We start from the raw sequence: 17393 nt of genomic DNA on the forward strand, positions 1-17393 counted from the left end.
CGGAACGAAGCTGAGGGGATGATCGACCGATGGCCGTAGTCGGCACGCAGGCGAATGCTATCGACCCGGAATTCAAGGCAAACGCGGAAGCGATGCAGGCGCTCGTCGCCGATCTGCGCGAACGCTCGGCGCAGATCGCGCTCGGCGGCAATGCGGACTCGCGTGAACGCCACACCGCGCGCGGCAAGCTGCTGCCGCGTGAGCGTGTGGAGCGGCTGCTCGATCCCGGCACCGCTTTTCTCGAACTCTCGCTGTTCGCCGGGTATGACGTTTATGACGACGAGGTGCCCGCCGCTGGCGTGATCGCGGGCGTCGGCCAGATCGCCGGGCGCAGCTGCGTGATCGTGTGCAACGACGCAACGGTGAAGGGCGGCACCTACTATCCGCTGACCGTGAAGAAGCACCTGCGCGCGCAGGAAGTCGCGCGGCAGAACCGCCTGCCCTGCGTGTACCTCGTCGATTCCGGCGGCGCGAACCTCCCCAATCAGGACGAGGTGTTCCCCGACCGCGACCACTTCGGGCGCATCTTCTACAATCAGGCGACGATGTCCGCCGAAGGCATCGCGCAGATCGCGGTGGTGATGGGAAGCTGCACGGCGGGTGGCGCCTACGTGCCCGCCATGTCCGACGAGAGCATCATCGTTCGCAATCAGGGCACGATCTTCCTTGGCGGACCACCGCTGGTGAAGGCGGCGACCGGTGAGGAAGTGACGGCGGAGGACCTTGGCGGCGGCGATGTGCACGCGCGCATTTCGGGCGTGGTCGATCATCTCGCCAACGACGACGCGCACGCGCTTTCGATCGCGCGGGGCATCGTCGCCACGCTGCCCGCGCCCCGCGCGCCGGAAATCGCCGTGCGGGCGCCAAAGCCGCCGCGCCACGATCCTTCGCAGATCTACGGCCTGATCCCCGCCGACACGCGGCATCCGGTGGACGTGCGCGAGATCATCGCGCGCATCGTCGACGACAGCGCGCTCGACGAGTTCAAGGCGCTGTACGGCGAAACGCTCGTCACCGGCTTCGCGCATATCGAGGGCTACCCTGTCGGCATCGTCGCCAACAACGGCATCCTGTTTTCGGAGAGCGCGCAGAAAGGCGCGCACTTCATCGAGCTGTGCTGCCAGCGCAAGGTGCCCCTCCTGTTCCTGCAGAACATCTCCGGCTTCATGGTCGGCAGACGCTACGAGAACGAAGGCATCGCCCGCCACGGCGCCAAGATGGTGACGGCGGTTGCCTGCGCCGCCGTGCCGAAGTTCACCGTGGTGATCGGCGGCAGCTTCGGCGCGGGCAATTACGGCATGTGCGGCCGCGCCTATTCGCCCCGCTTCCTGTGGATGTGGCCGAACGCGCGCATCTCCGTGATGGGCGGCGAGCAGGCGGCGTCGGTGCTCGCCACGGTGAAGCGCGGCGGCTTCAAGACCAAGGCCGAGGAAGACGCGTTCAAGGCGCCGATCCGTGAGCAGTACGAGAAGCAGGGCCATCCGTACTATGCGAGCGCCCGCCTATGGGACGATGGCATCATCGATCCCGCCGACACGCGCACGGTCGTGGCGCTTGGCCTTGCCGCCTCGCTGAACGCACCGGTGCCCGAGACGCGCTTCGGCACGTTCCGGATGTGAGGCGGCGATGAACGACAACACGGCAGTCGAAGTCCCCGCATCGGACACGCTCAGCTTCACGCTTGATGAAAACAACGTCGCGCGCGTTACGCTCAATCGCCCTGAACGACATAACGCCTTCAACGCCGAACTGATCGGCGCGCTCAAAGGCACGTTCGATGCCATCGCGCAGATGGCGGGCGTGCGCGCCGTGGTGCTTTCGGGCGAAGGCAAGAGCTTCTCTGCGGGCGCGGACCTTGAATATATGCGTGCCGCCGGCGGCTGGAGCGAGGCGGAGAACGTCGCCGACGGTCAGCGCCTGTCGGACATGCTCGCCAGCATCGCCGCCTGTCCGGTGCCAGTGATCGCCATCGCCAAGGGCAATATCTTCGGCGGCGGTGTCGGGCTCGTTTCCTGCGCTGACATGGTGGTGGGCATCGAGGGCGTGAAGTTCCGGCTTTCCGAAGTGCGCCTCGGCCTCACCCCTGCGACGATCTCGCCGTTCGTGATCGCCGCCATCGGGGCGCGGCAGGCCAAGCGCTGGTTCACCACCGCCGAACTGTTCGGCCTTCCCGAAGCGCGCGAGATGGGGCTGGTGCACGTGGGCGTTGCTGATCTCTACGCCGCCGACGCGCAGGTGGATGCGTGGGTGGACGCCATCCTAGAAGCCGCGCCGGGCGCGGGGATCGACGCCAAGGCGCTGGTTACCGACTTCGCGGGGCGCGAGATTACCCCCGCGCTTCGCAGCGACAGCGCCCGTCGCATCGCCGCGCGGCGCGCGACCGAGGAAGCCGCCGAGGGCCTTACCGCCTTTCTTGAGAAACGCCGGCCATATTGGATGAAGACCGATGCGTAAGCTGCTGATTGCCAACCGGGGCGAGATCGCCCGCCGCATCATCCGCACGGCGCACCGGATGGGTATCGAAACCGTCGCCGTCTATTCCGAAGCGGATGCGGACACGCCGCACGTCCACGAGGCCGGACAGGCCGTGCTGATCGGCCCGGCGCCGGCATCAGAGTCCTACCTTCTGGTGGACCGCATCCTCGATGCCGCCGCGCGCACGAACGCCGACGCTGTGCATCCCGGCTACGGCTTCCTCTCCGAGAACGCCAAGTTCGCGCTTGCCGTGCGCGACGCGGGGCTGACGTTCGTCGGCCCGCCGGTGAAGGCCATCGACGCGATGGGCCTGAAGGACACCGCCAAGAAGCTCATGAAGACCGCGGGTGTGCCGGTGACGCCCGGCTACCAGGGCGACGACCAGAGCCTCGCGCGGCTGGAAGCGGCATCGAAGGCGGTCGGCTACCCGCTGCTCATCAAGGCGGTCGCAGGCGGCGGCGGCAAGGGGATGCGGCGCGTGGACGACGCGTCCGAGTTCGCGGACGCGCTCATTGCGGCGAAGCGCGAGGGCGAGAAGTCCTTCGGCAACGACGGCGTGATGATCGAGAAGCTGATCCTGCGCCCCCGCCATGTCGAGGTACAGGTGTTCGCGGACCGTCACGGCAATGCCGTCCACCTGTTCGAACGCGACTGTTCGCTGCAGCGGCGCCACCAGAAGGTGATCGAGGAGGCCCCCGCCCCCGGTCTCTCCACCTCGCTGCGCAAGGCGCTCGGTACCGCAGCCGTAAAGGCGGCGACTGCGATCGGCTATGAGGGCGCGGGGACGATCGAGTTCATCCTCGATTGCGACGATGTCGACACCACCGGCGATCCGAAGTTCTACTTCATGGAGATGAACACCCGGCTGCAGGTGGAGCATCCGGTGACCGAGTTCATCACCGGCACTGATCTTGTCGAGTGGCAGATCCGGGTTGCGCGCGGCGAGAAATTGCCGCTGACGCAGGAGCAGCTGCGCATCGAGGGCCATGCGGTCGAGGCACGGCTTTACGCTGAAGACCCGGAGAGCGGCTTCCTGCCCTCCACGGGACGGCTGCGGCAGCTCGTTTACCCCGAAGGCCGCCCCGGCGTGCGCATCGACAGCGGCGTCGTGGAAGGCGGCGAGATCAGCATCCACTACGACCCGATGATCGCCAAGGTGATCGCGCACGGGGCAGACCGCCAGAGCGCCATCGACCGGCTGGTCGGCGCGCTCGACGCCACGATCGTGGAAGGTGTACGGACGAACCGCGCGTTCCTTGCGCGGCTCGTCGATCATCCGTCCTTCCGCGACGGCGACGTCGATACGGGCTTCATCGCGCGCCACGCCGAGAGCCTGAAACCGCCGACGGACATTCCCGACCGTGTGCTGGCGCTGGCCGCGCTCACGCGCGTCGGCAGCTACAATCCGCCCACCGCGCAAACGATGTTCGAGCGTGCGGGCGCATGGCGCATGAACCTGCCGAGCCGCCGCCATGTCGATCTGTTCCCCGAAGGCGGCGAGAAGCGGGCGCTGAGCCTGACACCCGAAGGCGCGGCATACCGCATCGACGGTCTCGATGAACCTGTCACCGGCGCGCTGCTGTGGACCGGACCGCAGAGCGTGGAAGCCGACCTTGGCGGCGAACTCGTGCGCGCGACCATCGTGGAGCGCGACGGCAGCTTTGAACTCCGGATCGGCGGCCGCGTGTTCGTCATCGGAACCTCGGCGCCGGATGCCGAAGCGGCAGAAGGCGGCAGCGGGCGCATCACCGCGCCGATGCCGGGTCGCGTGCTCGCCGTGTTCGTGAAGCCGGGCGACAAGGTCGAAGCGGGCGCACGCCTGCTCGTGCTGGAAGCGATGAAAATGGAAAACCGCATGACCGCGCCGGTTTCGGGCACGGTCGCGAAGGTCGGCGTGGCGGAGGGCGATCAGGTCGCCGAAGGCACGCTGCTGGTTGAAATCGAAAGCGAGGACCAATGAGCCTGTCCGTACTCAACTTCGCCCACGGCGAAACCATCGATATGCTGCGCGAAACCGTGCGCGCATTCGCGCAGGACAAGATCGCCCCGCGCGCCGCGCAGATCGACGCCGAGAACAAGTTCCCGCGCGACCTTTGGCCGGAGCTTGGCGCTCTCGGCCTTCACGGCATCACCGTGTCGGAGGAGGACGGCGGCGCTGGGCTCGGCTACCTCGCGCACGTGGTGGCGATGGAAGAGATCAGCCGCGCCTCGGCTTCCGTGGGTCTCAGCTACGGGGCGCATTCCAACCTCTGCATCAACCAGTTGAAGCGTTGGGGCACGGCGGAGCAGAAGGCGAAATACCTGCCGAAGCTGATTTCCGGCGAGCATGTGGGCAGCCTTGCCATGTCCGAGCCGGGATCGGGCTCCGACGTCGTCTCGATGCGCCTGAAGGCCGAGCGCAAGAACGACTGTTATGTGCTCAATGGCAACAAGATGTGGATTACCAACGGGCCGGAGGCGGACACGCTGATCGTCTACGCCAAGACCGACCCCGAGGCCGGGCCGCGCGGCATCACCGCGTTTCTCATCGAGCGTGGGTTCAAGGGCTTTTCGACGGCGCAGAAGCTCGACAAGCTCGGGATGCGCGGTTCCGACACGTGCGAGCTGGTGTTCGAGGATTGCGAGGTGCCTTACGAAAACATCGTCGGTGAAGAGGGCAAGGGCGTGAATGTGCTCATGTCCGGCCTCGATTACGAGCGCGTCGTGCTCTCGGGCGGCCCGCTCGGCATCATGGCCGCCGCGCTCGACGTCGTCGTGCCCTATGTCCACGAGCGCAAGCAGTTCGGAAAGGCCATCGGCACCTTCCAGCTCATGCAGGGCAAGATCGCCGACATGTACGTGACGTTCTCCACGGCGCGTTCCTACGTCTATGCCGTCGCGCAGGCGTGCGACCGGGGCGAGACGACGCGCAAGGACGCGGCGGGCTGCATCCTCTATTCCGCCGAGAAGGCGACATGGATGGCGCTTGAGGCGATTCAGACGCTTGGCGGCAACGGCTACATCAACGAGTATCCGACCGGACGCCTGCTGCGCGACGCCAAGCTCTACGAGATCGGCGCGGGCACGAGCGAAATCCGCCGCTACCTCATCGGCCGCGAGCTGTTCGAGGAAACTGCCTGACCTGAAAGGACCGCCCATGCGCCGACTGCTGCCGTTTCTCCTGACGATGATCGCGGCACCGGCGCTGGCGGCGACGCCCGAGGAACGGCTCGCAGCAGCGGGACATAGCCTTCCCGCCGCGCCGAAGCCTGCTGCGACCTATGTGACATCGGTGGAGACCGGGAACCTGCTGTTCCTCTCCGGCCATATCGACTGCATCGGCGGCGGCAAGCGCGGCAAGGTGGGCGCTGAGGTTACGCTCGATGAAGGCAAAGCCGAAGCGCAGCGCGTCGGTCTCTGTATGCTCGCGACGATCAAGGACGCGCTCGGCGGCGACCTTGCGCGCGTGAAGCGCTTCGTACGTATCCTCGGGATGGTGAACAGCGCGCCGGACTTCGTGCAGCAACCGCAGGTCATCAACGGCTTTTCGGAATTGATGAAGACCGCGTTCGGCGACAACGGCCTTGGCGCGCGTTCGGCCGTCGGCGTCGCCTCACTCCCGGCGGGCTATGCGGTCGAGATCGAGGCGACGATCGAAATCGCGCGCTGATGCGTATCCTCGGCGCCGTGCTCGCGGGCGGGGAAAGCCGACGCTTCGGCAGCGACAAGGCCGAGGCGCTGCTGGATAGCAAACGCCTGATCGACCATGCCGCCGCCAGCATCGCGCCCTTCTGCGAAACCGTGGTGATCGTGGGGCGTACCGGCGGCGTACCGGATCGCCCTGCCCCCGGCCTCGGTCCGCTCGGAGGCCTGTGCGGCGCGCTCACCTATGGGGCGGAAGCGGGTTTTGAAGCCGTGCTGACGACGGCGTGCGATGTGCCGGACCTGCCCGAGCTGCTGCTGTCGGCACTCACGGCATCGCCGCCCGCCGTGGCGGCTAGCCTGCCTGTCGTCGGCGTGTGGCCCACATCGCTTGCGGGCCGGCTCGCGGACTATCTGGAAAGCGGATCGCCGCGCGCCATGCGGGCTTGGTGCGAAACGGCAGGCGCAACGATGGTGGCGTGGCCGGAGCCGATCCGGAACATCAACCGGCCAGAAGACCTACGCTGAGGGCGGGTCCGCGATCATTGCGGTGAAGCTGCATTCCGCCGCGACCTTGCCGCCGACGATGCTGGCCACGCCGTTGAACTTGCAGACCCGCGAGCGGCGCTGCACGAACTCGACGTCGAGGTTCAGCAGAACGCCCGGCTCGACCGGCTGGCGGAACTTGGCGTTCTCGATCGCCATGAACAGCACAAGCTTGCCGAGCGCCTCGTCGCCGAGCGACTTCATCGCCAGAACACCCGCGGTCTGCGCGAGCGCCTCGACGATCAGCACGCCGGGCATGATCGGGCGCTGTGGGAAGTGGCCCTGGAAGAACGGCTCATTGATCGTCACCGCCTTGATGCCGCGCGCGCGCGCGTTCGGCACGAAATCGACCACGCGGTCGACAAGCAGCATGGGATAGCGGTGCGGGAGCAGTGCCATCACTGCTCCCACCTCGATCGCGTCGAAGCTTTCCGACAAGGTTATGCCGTTACTTCTGCGCCGGAGCGGCGGGCGGGTTCACGTTGACGCGCGGCAGCGCCGAGTTGAGGCGCGTCATCACCTCGTTCGTCACGTCAAGCGACTGCGCGGTGGCGAGCGTCACGTCGCGGTCGAGCGCGAGGCTGGCGCCCTTCTCGCGCATCACGGCGGTGATGATCGGGTTCACGGCTTCGAGAATCTGCTGGCGCACGTACTGCACGGAGCGGGCGTAATCCTGCTCCTTGCCGCGCACTTCGTTCTCGGCCGTCACCTGGCGCTGCTGAAGCTCCTTGGCCTTCGCCTGGAACGCTTCCTTCGCCATCGACGGCTGCGCCTTCTGCAGGCTCTCATACTCGCCGCGGAACTGGTCGCCGAGTGTCTTGGCGCGCGCCTGGACGCTTTCGAACTTCGCCTTCAGCTGCGGTTCTGCACTCTTCGAAGCGGCCGACTCAGCCGCGATGCGGCCCATGTCGACGACGACGATCGGCGGAGCGGCCTGTGCCAGCGCAACGGTGGGAAGCGCCGTGAACGCGAGAGCGCCGGCAATGGCGGCGCGGGTAAGCATTTTCATCAGAATTGGGTCCCTACGTTGAATTGGAACAACTTGGTATCATCACCGTCCTGCTTGACGAGCGCTTTTGCGATGTCAATGCGGAACGGGCCGAACGGAGAGTTCCAGTTGATGCCGAAACCAACCGCCACGCGCGGCTTCCACGTGTCGCCGAGATAGAACTCCTTGAAGCCGGGCGCGAGCACAGGATCACCGTTGGCGTCAACGGTGCCGGTCGAATACTGCCGGATATCCTGAAGGTCCGTGGCTGGATTGAAATCCGTGTTCCACAGCGCGCCGACATCGACGAACACTGACGGCCGCAGGCCCATCTCGGCGGCGCCTGCGCTCAGCGGGATCTGAACCTCGGCGCGCACCTGATAATAGGTCTCGCCACCGATCGAGTCGTCCTGCGTCCCGCGGCTATCGGTCTGCAGCGTCCAGTCCGCCGGATCAGAAGCGCTGTTTGAGTCATAATAACGGCGGAGCACGCGCGGGCCGATGCCGCGAATGTCGAAGCCGCGCATACGCGGTTCACCGAGGAAGAAGCGGTCGGTTAGGCGGATGTTGTCGCCGCCCCAGCCGAAGATGTAGCCCGCTTCGAGCCCCAGGTTCAGGATGAAGCCGCTGCCGAAAAGGCGCCAATACTTGTCAGCATTCAGGCGCGAGCGGACGTACTGCACACTGCCGCCGACGCCCGCGATGTCCTGGCTGATCATGAAGCGGTGGCCCGCGCTCGGCCGGATCGCGTTGTTGCGCGTATCGTAAGCGATTGAATAGCCTAGCGACGAGGTCGTGCGCTTGCCGACCGCATCACAGAGGAAGCGGCCCGCGAGCAGCGGATCACAGACGCCGTCCCGATAGAAAGTCCGCTCGTCGAGTGATACGTCGTCGTAGCTGAGGCCGTAGCGGAACGAGGCCGACCAGAACTCGGTGATCGGGAAGCCCGTGCGGATCTGGAAACCGGTCGTCGACTGCTCGTAGGTGGTGTCGCGGTCGCCGTTTCCGAGGAAACGGAAGCTGTTGTAATCGCGCCGGAAGATGTCGCCGCCGAGCGCGAGGTTGCGGCCGAACAGATACGGCTCGGTGAAGCCCAGCTCGACCGACTGCGAATATTTCGACCAGTTGACCGAGGCGCGCAGTTCCTGGCCCATGCCGCGGAAGTTGCGCTGCCGGATCGACAGATTGACGAGGAAGTTCTCAAGGCTCGAATAGCCTGCCGAAACCTGAAGCTCGCCGGTCGCCTGCTCCTCGAGGTTGGCTTCGAGGATCACCTTGTCCGGCCCCGAGCCCTGCTTCTGCTGGATTTCGAGGTTTTCCTGGAAATAGCCGAGGCTCTGGATGCGGTCACGCGAGCGCTTGACGCGGAAGCTGTTGAACGCGTCGCCTTCCGCGAGGCGGAACTCGCGGCGGATCACGTGATCCTTGGTGATCGTGTTGCCGTTGATCTCCACCCGCTCCACGTAAACGCGCGGGGTTTCGTTGATGACGAATGTCACCCCCATCTCGCGCTTTTCCTTGTCGCGATTGAAGCGGGGGTTGATGTCGGCAAACGCGTAGCCGAGGAGACCGACCGATTCCGACAGGCTCGTCACCGTGTCCTCGATCTCCTTGGCATTGTACCAGTCGCCCTGCTTCATCGGAAGCATGCGCTTGAAATTGTCTTCCTTGATGTCGCGGATCTGGCTTTCGAGGTCGACCTCGCCGAACTTGTAGCGCTCGCCTTCCTCCACCACGTAGGTGATGATGAAGTCCTTGCGGTCCGGCGTCAGCTCGGCGACCGACGACACCACGCGGAAATCCGCATAGCCCTGCGTCAGGTAATATTGGCGCAGCTTCTGCTGGTCATAGGCCGAGCGATCGGGATCGTACGTGTCGTTCGAGGTGAAGAATTTGTACCACTTGGCTTCCTTGGTGGCCATTTCGCCGCGCAGATCACCGTCCGAGAACTTGGTGTTGCCGACGATGTTGATGCGCCGAACCTTGGACTTCGGCCCCTCGTCGATCTCGAACACCACGTCGACGCGGTTCTGATCGAGCTGGACGATCTTCGGCTCAACGGCGGCGGCGAAGCGGCCCTGACGGCGGTAGAGTTCGAGGATGCGCGCCACGTCCGCGCGCGCCTTGGAGCGCGTGAAGATCTGGCGCGGCGCGAGCTTGATTTCGTCCTTGAACTTCTCGTCCTTCACGCGCTTGTTGCCTTCAAGCACGATGCGGTTGACGACGGGGTTCTCGCGCACGTCGACGATCAGTTCGCCCTGCCGGTCGCGGATCGTCACGTCGGCGAAGAGCTCGGTCGCGTAGAGATCCTTTAGCGCACGGTCGAGTCGGTTGCGATCGTAGCTGTCGCCGGCCGACAGGCCCACATATGAACGCACCGTCTCCGGCTCCAGACGCTCGGCGCCGCGGATCGTGATCGAACGCACAACGCCGTCCTGCTGGGCAGCGGCAGAAGGCGCGGGCGTGGCTTCCGGAGCCGCTTCCGCAGGCTGCACGTCCTGCGCCAGCGCGGGCTGCGACAGGCCGAGCGCACTGCCGAGGAGCAGCGCGGAGACCCAGTTACGATGCATGGCGGCCGGCATCAGCGTCTGTTGGCCCACAGGTTCCCCACTCTCGTTCAAATCTTATGGCCGCATCTCAGCCGATTAGCCCGGCGACATGCTTGAACACGCCAAAAGATGCAAGGTCGTTCCAGGTTACGATCAGCATGAAGGAGATGAGAAGTGCAAAGCCGGTCATGAAAGCCCACTCCTGCACCTGCGGCGGAATCGGCTTCCGGCGCACAGCCTCCGCTGCGTAGATCGCGAGGTGCCCCCCATCCAGCATGGGGATGGGAAGCAGGTTGATGAAGCCAAGGTTGATCGAGACGAGTGCCATCAGGTTCACGAAGGCCTCGATGCCCATCGTGCCCGCCTGCCCCGAGACTTCGGCGATCTTGAGCGGGCCGCCGAGTTCCTTCACCGAACGTCGGCCGGTGACGATCTGGACAAGGCCTTCCACCATCATGCCGGTGGTAGCGAACACAGCCTCGGTGCCATACCAGAGCGATTCCACGGGGCCGCGTTCGATAACGCCGCGCTCTTCGCCGATGAGGCCGATGCGCGGAATCGTGAAGGTCTTGCCGAAGCGGTCCTTCTCTTCGATCAGGTCGGGGGTCAGCACGATGTTCCGAACCGCGCCCGCGCGCTCGAAATCGACCGAAACGGGCGTACCGGGATTGATCATCACGATGCCGATGATGTCCTCGAAGCGCTCGATCGCCTTGCCGTCCACCTTGAGGATGCGGTCACCGGGGGCGAGCCCTGCCCTGTCCGCCGCCGATTCCGTCACGATGTTGGAAACCACGGGCGAGGTGTAGCTCTGGCCATAGATGGCGATGAACGTCGCGAAGATCAGGATCGCCGCCGCGAAGTTCACGAACGGACCCGCCGCGACGATGATCGCGCGCTGCCAGAGCGGCTTGAAAGCGAACAGGAACGGCTTTTCGGCCGGATTCACGCGCGCAGCCTCCTGCGGCAGGCTCGCGGCGTTGGCGTCGCCGGTGAACTTCACATAGCCGCCGAGCGGCAGCCAGCCGACCTTCCAGCGCTCGCCACGCCGGTTCGTCCAACCGAAGATCTCGCGGCCGAAGCCGATCGAGAAGCTGTCCACCGCCGTGTTGAACATGCGCCCGGCGAGGTAGTGGCCCATCTCGTGGATGAACACGAGCGGGCTGATCATCGCCACAAACATCAGGATCGTGAACAGGATCCCCGGGGACGGCAGGATTTCCATCAGTGCGCGCGACCTCTTATGTGCGTCTCGCCGACACGCCGCGCCTCGCTGTCGCAGGCCAGCACGTCATCGAGCGATTCGACGGCGTGACCGCCGACGGCTTCCATCGTTTGCTCCACAATCGCGGCAATATCGAGGAAGCCGATTCTCCCTTCCAGAAATGCCGCGACCGCCACTTCGTTGGCGGCGTTTAACACTGTGGGAGATGAACCGCCGATGACAAGTGCCTCGCGGGCGAGGCGGAGCGCGGGAAAACGTGCGGGATCGGGCGCCTCGAAATCGAGCCGTGCGACCTGCGCGAGATCGAGCCGCGCGCAGGGCGTCGCCATCCGGTCCGGCCACGAAAGCGCATAGGCGATGGGAATCCGCATATCGGGCGACCCCAGCTGCGCGAGCATCGAGCCATCGACATACTCGACGAAGCTGTGAACCACCGATTGCGGGTGCACGATGACGTCCAGCTGCCTCTCCTCCACCGGGAACAGGTGATACGCCTCGATAAGCTCCAATCCCTTGTTCATCAGCGTGGCGGAATCGACGGAAATCTTGGCACCCATCGACCAGACCGGGTGAGCGACGGCCTCTGACGGTGTCACCGCCGCCATTTCGGGGAGGCTGCGCGTGCGGAACGGGCCGCCACTTGCCGTGAGGATGATGCGCGAAACGCGCTCCGGGTTCTCGAAATCGAAGACCTGGTGGATGGCATTGTGCTCGGAATCGACCGGGAGCAGATGCGCTCCGCTGCGCTTTGCCCGCGCGTTCACGAGCTCGCCCGCGCAGACGAGCGTTTCCTTGTTGGCGAACGCCACGCGCGCGCCGCGCTCGACGGCGCGGAGCGTCGGCGGCAGGCCCGCGGCGCCAACGATCGCCGCCATAACGATGTCGCTCGGCACGTCGGCTGCGTCACTGAGCGCCTGCACGCCTGCCGCCGCTGCGATGCCCGATCCTGCGAGCGCATCCTTGAGGTCGGCGTAGGCGTTGTCGTCCGCCACCACCGCCATGCGGGCGCCAAGGCGGCGCGCTTCGGCGGCAAGGCTGCGCACGTCTCGGTTCGCGGTGAGCACGTCGACCGACCAGCGTTCGGGTTCGCGCGCGACGAGGTCGATCGTCGAGCGGCCGACCGAGCCGGTGGCACCGAAGATGCTGATCGTGCGCGCCGTCATCGGGCGAGACCGATCGCGACGGCGACGAGCACGCTCACCGGCACCACGCCGTCCAGCCTGTCCATCATGCCGCCGTGCCCGGGCAGGATGCTGCCGGAATCCTTGACGCCCGCGCGGCGCTTCAGATGGCTTTCGAAGAAGTCGCCTACCTGCGCCGCGACCGCGAGCACAGCACCGAGGGCCGCCGCGAAGGCAGGTTCGAGGCCGAGACCGAACTGGCGGGAGAGCAGCCACGCTGTCAGCGCCGCCGCGACCATGCCGCCGCCGAGACCCGCCCACGTCTTCGAAGGGCTGATGCGCGGCGCGATCTTGGGACCGCCGATGGTGCGGCCGGAGAAATAGGCGGCGATGTCGGTCGCCCAGACGATCGCCAGCGCCCAGATCACGAGCTGGGCACCGAGCGGTTCCGCACGCAGCCAGACGAGTGCGATCCCCGGAAACGCGGCATATAGCACGCCCCATGCCGCGATGCGGGCGAGGAAGAACAGGCTCGCTGCGGTCACACCAACCAGCACCAGTGCATAGGCGAGGTATCCGAGATGCGTGAACAGCACCGCCCCGGCGAGCGCGAACATGCCGGCCAGCCGCACCGAGCGGCCGACGCGGTGCATCGCGCACCACTCGCCGTAGATGAGCAGGATGACGATGGCGGCGAGGAGCGCGAAGGCGATGCCGCCAAGCCATACCGCGCCGAGCGCGAGCGCGATCAGTGCGATACCGACAACGATGCGCGGCAAGAGGTCGCCGTAGCGCGACCCCGGCTTCACGGCAGGCTCAGAGCCCGCCATAGCGCCGTTCGCGCACACCGAACGCTTCGACGGCGCGGCGCAGCGACTCGCCGTCGAAATCCGGCCAGTATTGCTCGGTGAACACCAGCTCCGCGTAGGCCGCCTGCCACATCAGGAAGTTCGACAGGCGCTGCTCGCCCGAAGTGCGGATCACGAGATCGAGCTGCGGCAGCTCGGCAGTGTCGAGGCGCGCCGTGATGTCCGCGGGGGTCACGGCATCGGGCGCCATGCGTCCGGCAGCGACGTCATGCGCGATGCTGCGCACGGCGCGCGTGATCTCGTCCTGCGAGCCGTAGTTGAGCGCGATGACGAGCCGCAGGCGCGTATTCCCTGCCGTGCGGGTTTTGGCACCTTCAAGCAGCGCGAGAATATCCGGCGACAAGCGGCTGTAATCACCGATGAAGCTGAGGCGTACGCCGTTCCGGTCCAGCTCCGCGATCTCGCTGAGGAGATACTGCTTGAGCAGACCCATCAGGTAGCCGACCTCGTCCTCCGGGCGTTTCCAGTTCTCGGAGGAAAAGGCGTAGAGCGTCAGCACCTCGATGCCGAGATCGGGCGCGGCCTCGACGACCTTGCGCACCGCCTCGACGCCGGACTTGTGCCCGGCGATGCGCGGCAGGCGCCGGGCCTTCGCCCAGCGACCATTGCCGTCCATGATGATGCCGACATGGCGCGGCCCCGCGGACTCCTGCCCGCTTCCCGCGCGCGCGGCTGGCGGAACGGCAGGCGACGTCACTGGCCGAGGATTTCCTTTTCCTTGGCGGCGCAGACGGCGTCGACATCGGCAATCGCCTTGTCGGTGAGCTTCTGCACTTCAGTTTCGAGGCGCTTTTCCTCGTCCTTGCCGATCTCGCCCTTCTTTTCGGATGTCTTCAGCGCATCCATGCCGTCGCGGCGAACGTTGCGCACGGCGATCTTCGCCTTCTCGCCGTACTGCGAGGCGAGCTTGGCGAGTTCCTTGCGGCGCTCCTCGGTAAGGTCGGGGATCGGGAGGCGCAGCGTCTGGCCGTCGACGATCGGGTTGAGGCCGAGCCCGGCGGCGCGGATCGCCTTTTCGACCGGCTGCACGTTGCTGCGGTCCCAAACCTGCACGGCGAGCATACGCGCTTCGGGTGCCGTCACCGTCGCCACCTGGTTCAGCGGCATGTGCGCGCCGTAGACCTCGACATTGACCGGATCGAGCAGCGACGTGGAGGCGCGGCCCGTGCGCAGGCCGCCGAGGTCGTGCTTCAGCGCGTCGAGCGCGCCCGTCATACGGCGTTCGATGTCAGCCTTGTTGTAGCTCATGCTCAGTCCCCTCGGGTCTATTGGTTGCGCACGATCGTGGAGACGCCTTCGCCCGCAAGAACCCGCGCAAGGTTGCCGTGTTCCCGGATATTGAAGACAACGATCGGAATAGCATTTTCGCGGCAGATCGCGACGGCGGACGCGTCCATCACCTTGAGATTGTCGGCAAGCACCTTGTCGTAGCCGAGGGACTCGTAGCGCGTCGCGCTTTTGTCCTTCTTCGGATCGGCATTGTAGACGCCATCGACGCTCGTGCCCTTGAAGAGCGCGTCGCACTGCATTTCCGCCGCGCGCAGCGCAGCGGCGGTGTCGGTCGTGAAATAGGGATTGCCGGTGCCCGCCGCGAAGATGACGATCCGGCCTTTTTCCATGTGCCGCACGGCGCGGCGGCGGATGTAGGGCTCACAGACGCTCGACATCGGGATCGCGGACTGGACGCGTGTGTCGACGCCCATGCGTTCGAGGCTGTTCTGCACGGCGAGCGCGTTCATCACGGTCGCCAGCATCCCCATGTAATCGGCGCTCGCACGGTCGAAACCCTGCTCTGCCGCCGCGAGGCCCCGGAAGATGTTGCCGCCGCCAACGACGAGGCAAAGTTCGAAGCCCGCTTCCTTGGCGATGCGGACTTCATCCGCGACGCGGTTGACGGTGGAGGTATCGATGCCGAACGACTGGTCGCCCATCAGCGCCTCGCCCGACAGTTTCAGAAGAATGCGCTTGAACGGCTTAGATGACATACTTTTTGTCGCGCCTCCCAATACGCGGGGCGCACCTTAGTTGGCCGGCGGGGGGCGGACAAGCGCCGCCGCCCCGCTTTCGGCTGAATTTTAACGACCGACGGCGGCGGCAACTTCAGCCGCGAAATCGGTCTCTTCCTTCTCGATGCCCTCGCCGAGCTGGAAGCGCACGAACTCGGCAATCTTCACCGGCGTGCCGAGGTCTTTCGCGGCCTTGGCGACCACATCCGACACCTTGCTCTTGCCGTCGATCACGAAGATCTGGCCGAGCAGCGTCGATTCGCCGAGGAACTTGCGGACGCCGCCTTCCACCATCTTCTCGACGATGTCGGCGGGCTTGCCCGACTGCGCGGCCTTCTCACGCGCGATCGAACGCTCACGCTCGACAACGGCCGGGTCGACGCCCGTCTCGTCGAGCGCCAGCGGGTTCGCGGCCGCGATGTGCATCGCGAGCTGCTTGCCGAGCGCTTCGAGCTGGGCGGCATCGCCCGTCGATTCGATCGCGACGAGCACGCCGATCTTGCCGAGGCCCGGCGCGGCGGCGTTGTGCACATAGGACGACACGACGCCCGCGGGCACCGAGACCTGCGCAATGCGACGCAGCGACTGGTTCTCGCCGATCTTCGCGATGTTGTCCGTCAGCGCTTCCGAGACCGGCTTGCCGGCGGCGGTGTTCTGTGCACCGAGCGCGGCGACGTCCGTGGTGCCGCTCGCGAGCGCGAGGTCGGTCACTTCGCGCACGAAGCCCTGGAAGATGTCGTTCTTCGCAACGAAGTCGGTTTCCGAGTTCACCTCGACCGCCGTGCCCTTCGTGCCGCTGGTGGCGACGCCGACGAGACCTTCGGCGGCCGTACGGCCCGCCTTCTTGGCAGCGGTGGCGAGGCCCTTGGCACGCAGCCAATCGACCGCGGCTTCGAAATCGCCACCGGTTTCGGTGAGCGCCTTCTTGCTGTCCATCATGCCGGCGCCGGTGCGCTCGCGCAGATCCTTCACAAGCTGTGCCGTGATCTCGGCCATGTGCTTAATCCCTTCTGTCTTTGAATGAGGCGGGGCGGCTGCCCGTTACGGCGCCGCCCCTTCCGTTTTGTGACACACCGCCCGAAAAGCGGCGCGTGGGGCGTCAGGCGGCGACTTCGGCCTGCGGCTCAGCCGCTGCACCGAGGTCCGCACCCAGATCGCGCTGACGGTTCTGGTTGCCACCGAGAACCGCGTCCGCGATCGCATCGCAGTAGAGGCGGATCGCGCGCGAGGCGTCGTCGTTGCCCGGGATCGGGAACGCGATGCCGCTCGGATCGCTGTTCGTGTCGAGGATCGCGATCACCGGGATACCGAGCACGTTGGCTTCCTTGACGGCGAGGTCTTCCTTGTTCGTGTCGATCACGAACATGACGTCGGGCAGGCCGCCCATGTCGCGGATACCGCCGAGCGAGGCTTCGAACTTGTCGCGCTCACGCGTCATCTTCAGCACTTCCTTCTTGGTGAGGCCGTGCGTGTCGCCGGCAAGCTGCTCTTCGAGCTGCTTGAACTTGCGGATCGACTGCGAGATCGTCTTCCAGTTGGTGAGCATACCGCCCAGCCAGCGGTGGTTCACGAAGTGCTGACGCGAACGGCGCGCGGCCTCCGCAATCGGCTCCTGCGCCTGACGCTTGGTACCCACGAACAGCACCTTGCCGCCGGCGGCAACCGTGGCGCGGACGAATTCGAGCGCGCGCGCGAACTGCGGTACGGACTGCGACAGATCGATGATGTGCACGCCATTGCGATCGCCGAAGATGTAAGGCTTCATCTTCGGGTTCCAACGGTGCGTCTGGTGACCAAAGTGGGCGCCGGCTTCCAAAAGCTGCGCCATCGTGACGACGGGTGCCGCCATAATCGTTTCTCCTTCCGGTTTTACCTCGATGCAGGAGGAAGGCAGCGGACCGCCCACCGGATATGTTCCCGCATCTGTGGAATGCGGCGGCCTTTAGCCCCGCGCGGCGGTAAATGCAAGGGGTGAGCGCGGCCTGCCGATTGT

At 65.8% G+C, this 17393-nt stretch carries 17 protein-coding genes; 6 read left to right on the plus strand and 11 right to left on the minus strand.

Annotated features, from left to right (window positions below):
• Nucleotides 1–29: 29 nt before the first annotated feature.
• The 6 genes from ACFQ00_RS18200 to mobA are packed head-to-tail and all read left to right on the plus strand — an operon-like array spanning nt 30 to nt 6624.
• Nucleotides 30–1619 carry a carboxyl transferase domain-containing protein gene (locus ACFQ00_RS18200; protein WP_381494279.1) on the plus strand — a complete coding sequence of 530 codons (1590 nt, stop codon included), beginning with the start codon at nt 30–32 and terminating at the stop codon, nt 1617–1619.
• A 7-nt stretch (nt 1620–1626) separates the two neighbouring features.
• A complete protein-coding gene (locus ACFQ00_RS18205; protein ID WP_381494282.1) occupies nt 1627–2454 on the plus strand; it encodes an enoyl-CoA hydratase-related protein in 828 nt (275 codons plus the stop codon).
• Nucleotides 2447–4435 carry an acetyl/propionyl/methylcrotonyl-CoA carboxylase subunit alpha gene (locus ACFQ00_RS18210; protein ID WP_381494284.1) on the plus strand — a complete coding sequence of 663 codons (1989 nt, stop codon included), beginning with the start codon at nt 2447–2449 and terminating at the stop codon, nt 4433–4435. Before ACFQ00_RS18205 ends, ACFQ00_RS18210 begins: the two co-directional genes overlap by 8 nt.
• Nucleotides 4432–5595, plus strand: coding sequence for an isovaleryl-CoA dehydrogenase (locus ACFQ00_RS18215; protein ID WP_381494287.1), 1164 nt, complete (start codon nt 4432–4434; stop codon nt 5593–5595). Before ACFQ00_RS18210 ends, ACFQ00_RS18215 begins: the two co-directional genes overlap by 4 nt.
• A 16-nt stretch (nt 5596–5611) precedes the next feature.
• Nucleotides 5612–6124, plus strand: a complete 513-nt coding sequence (locus ACFQ00_RS18220; protein ID WP_381494289.1) for a RidA family protein — start codon at nt 5612–5614, stop codon at nt 6122–6124.
• Nucleotides 6124–6624 (plus strand): molybdenum cofactor guanylyltransferase, encoded by a 501-nt coding sequence (gene mobA / locus ACFQ00_RS18225; RefSeq protein ID WP_381494292.1) that lies wholly within the window; start codon nt 6124–6126, stop codon nt 6622–6624. The genes ACFQ00_RS18220 and mobA overlap by 1 nt, the downstream gene beginning before the upstream one ends.
• On the opposite strand, the gene fabZ is transcribed toward mobA, so the two are convergent.
• The 11 genes from fabZ to rpsB form a co-directional block, all read right to left on the minus strand.
• Nucleotides 6616–7080, minus strand: a complete 465-nt coding sequence (fabZ, locus tag ACFQ00_RS18230) for a 3-hydroxyacyl-ACP dehydratase FabZ (protein WP_381494295.1) — start codon at nt 7078–7080, stop codon at nt 6616–6618. The genes mobA and fabZ overlap by 9 nt on opposite strands.
• A 10-nt stretch (nt 7081–7090) precedes the next feature.
• Nucleotides 7091–7651: an OmpH family outer membrane protein gene (locus ACFQ00_RS18235; protein ID WP_381494298.1), complete on the minus strand. Its 561-nt coding sequence runs from the start codon at nt 7649–7651 to the stop codon at nt 7091–7093.
• Complete coding sequence (gene bamA / locus ACFQ00_RS18240; protein ID WP_381494301.1) at nt 7651–10212, minus strand: outer membrane protein assembly factor BamA; 2562 nt, start codon at nt 10210–10212, stop codon at nt 7651–7653. Before bamA ends, ACFQ00_RS18235 begins: the two co-directional genes overlap by 1 nt.
• A gap of 55 nt (nt 10213–10267) precedes the next feature.
• Nucleotides 10268–11398 carry an RIP metalloprotease RseP gene (gene rseP / locus ACFQ00_RS18245; RefSeq protein ID WP_381495266.1) on the minus strand — a complete coding sequence of 377 codons (1131 nt, stop codon included), beginning with the start codon at nt 11396–11398 and terminating at the stop codon, nt 10268–10270.
• 5 nt (nt 11399–11403) lie between these two features.
• Entirely contained in the window at nt 11404–12567 is a 1164-nt protein-coding gene (locus ACFQ00_RS18250) for a 1-deoxy-D-xylulose-5-phosphate reductoisomerase (protein ID WP_381494304.1), read from the minus strand.
• The gene (locus tag ACFQ00_RS18255; protein ID WP_381494307.1) at nt 12564–13355 is read right to left on the minus strand and encodes a phosphatidate cytidylyltransferase; all 792 of its coding nucleotides are present in this window, start codon (nt 13353–13355) and stop codon (nt 12564–12566) included. Before ACFQ00_RS18255 ends, ACFQ00_RS18250 begins: the two co-directional genes overlap by 4 nt.
• A complete protein-coding gene (locus ACFQ00_RS18260; RefSeq protein ID WP_381495269.1) occupies nt 13342–14010 on the minus strand; it encodes an isoprenyl transferase in 669 nt (222 codons plus the stop codon). The genes ACFQ00_RS18255 and ACFQ00_RS18260 overlap by 14 nt, the downstream gene beginning before the upstream one ends.
• 77 nt (nt 14011–14087) lie before the next feature.
• Nucleotides 14088–14642, minus strand: a complete 555-nt coding sequence (gene frr, locus ACFQ00_RS18265) for a ribosome recycling factor (RefSeq protein WP_381494310.1) — start codon at nt 14640–14642, stop codon at nt 14088–14090.
• Nucleotides 14643–14659: 17 nt separating this feature from the next.
• Nucleotides 14660–15379, minus strand: coding sequence for a UMP kinase (pyrH, locus tag ACFQ00_RS18270; protein ID WP_381494313.1), 720 nt, complete (start codon nt 15377–15379; stop codon nt 14660–14662).
• Nucleotides 15380–15469: 90 nt separating this feature from the next.
• On the minus strand, nt 15470–16396 hold the full coding sequence (gene tsf / locus ACFQ00_RS18275; RefSeq protein ID WP_381494316.1) for a translation elongation factor Ts: 927 nt from the start codon (nt 16394–16396) through the stop codon (nt 15470–15472).
• A gap of 103 nt (nt 16397–16499) precedes the next feature.
• Complete coding sequence (gene rpsB, locus ACFQ00_RS18280) at nt 16500–17249, minus strand: 30S ribosomal protein S2 (RefSeq protein WP_121048966.1); 750 nt, start codon at nt 17247–17249, stop codon at nt 16500–16502.
• Nucleotides 17250–17393 lie beyond the last annotated feature (144 nt).

The sequence above is a fragment of the Sphingosinicella xenopeptidilytica genome, from assembly GCF_042676985.1.
Taxonomy (GTDB): Bacteria; Pseudomonadota; Alphaproteobacteria; order Sphingomonadales; family Sphingomonadaceae; genus Sphingosinicella; species Sphingosinicella xenopeptidilytica.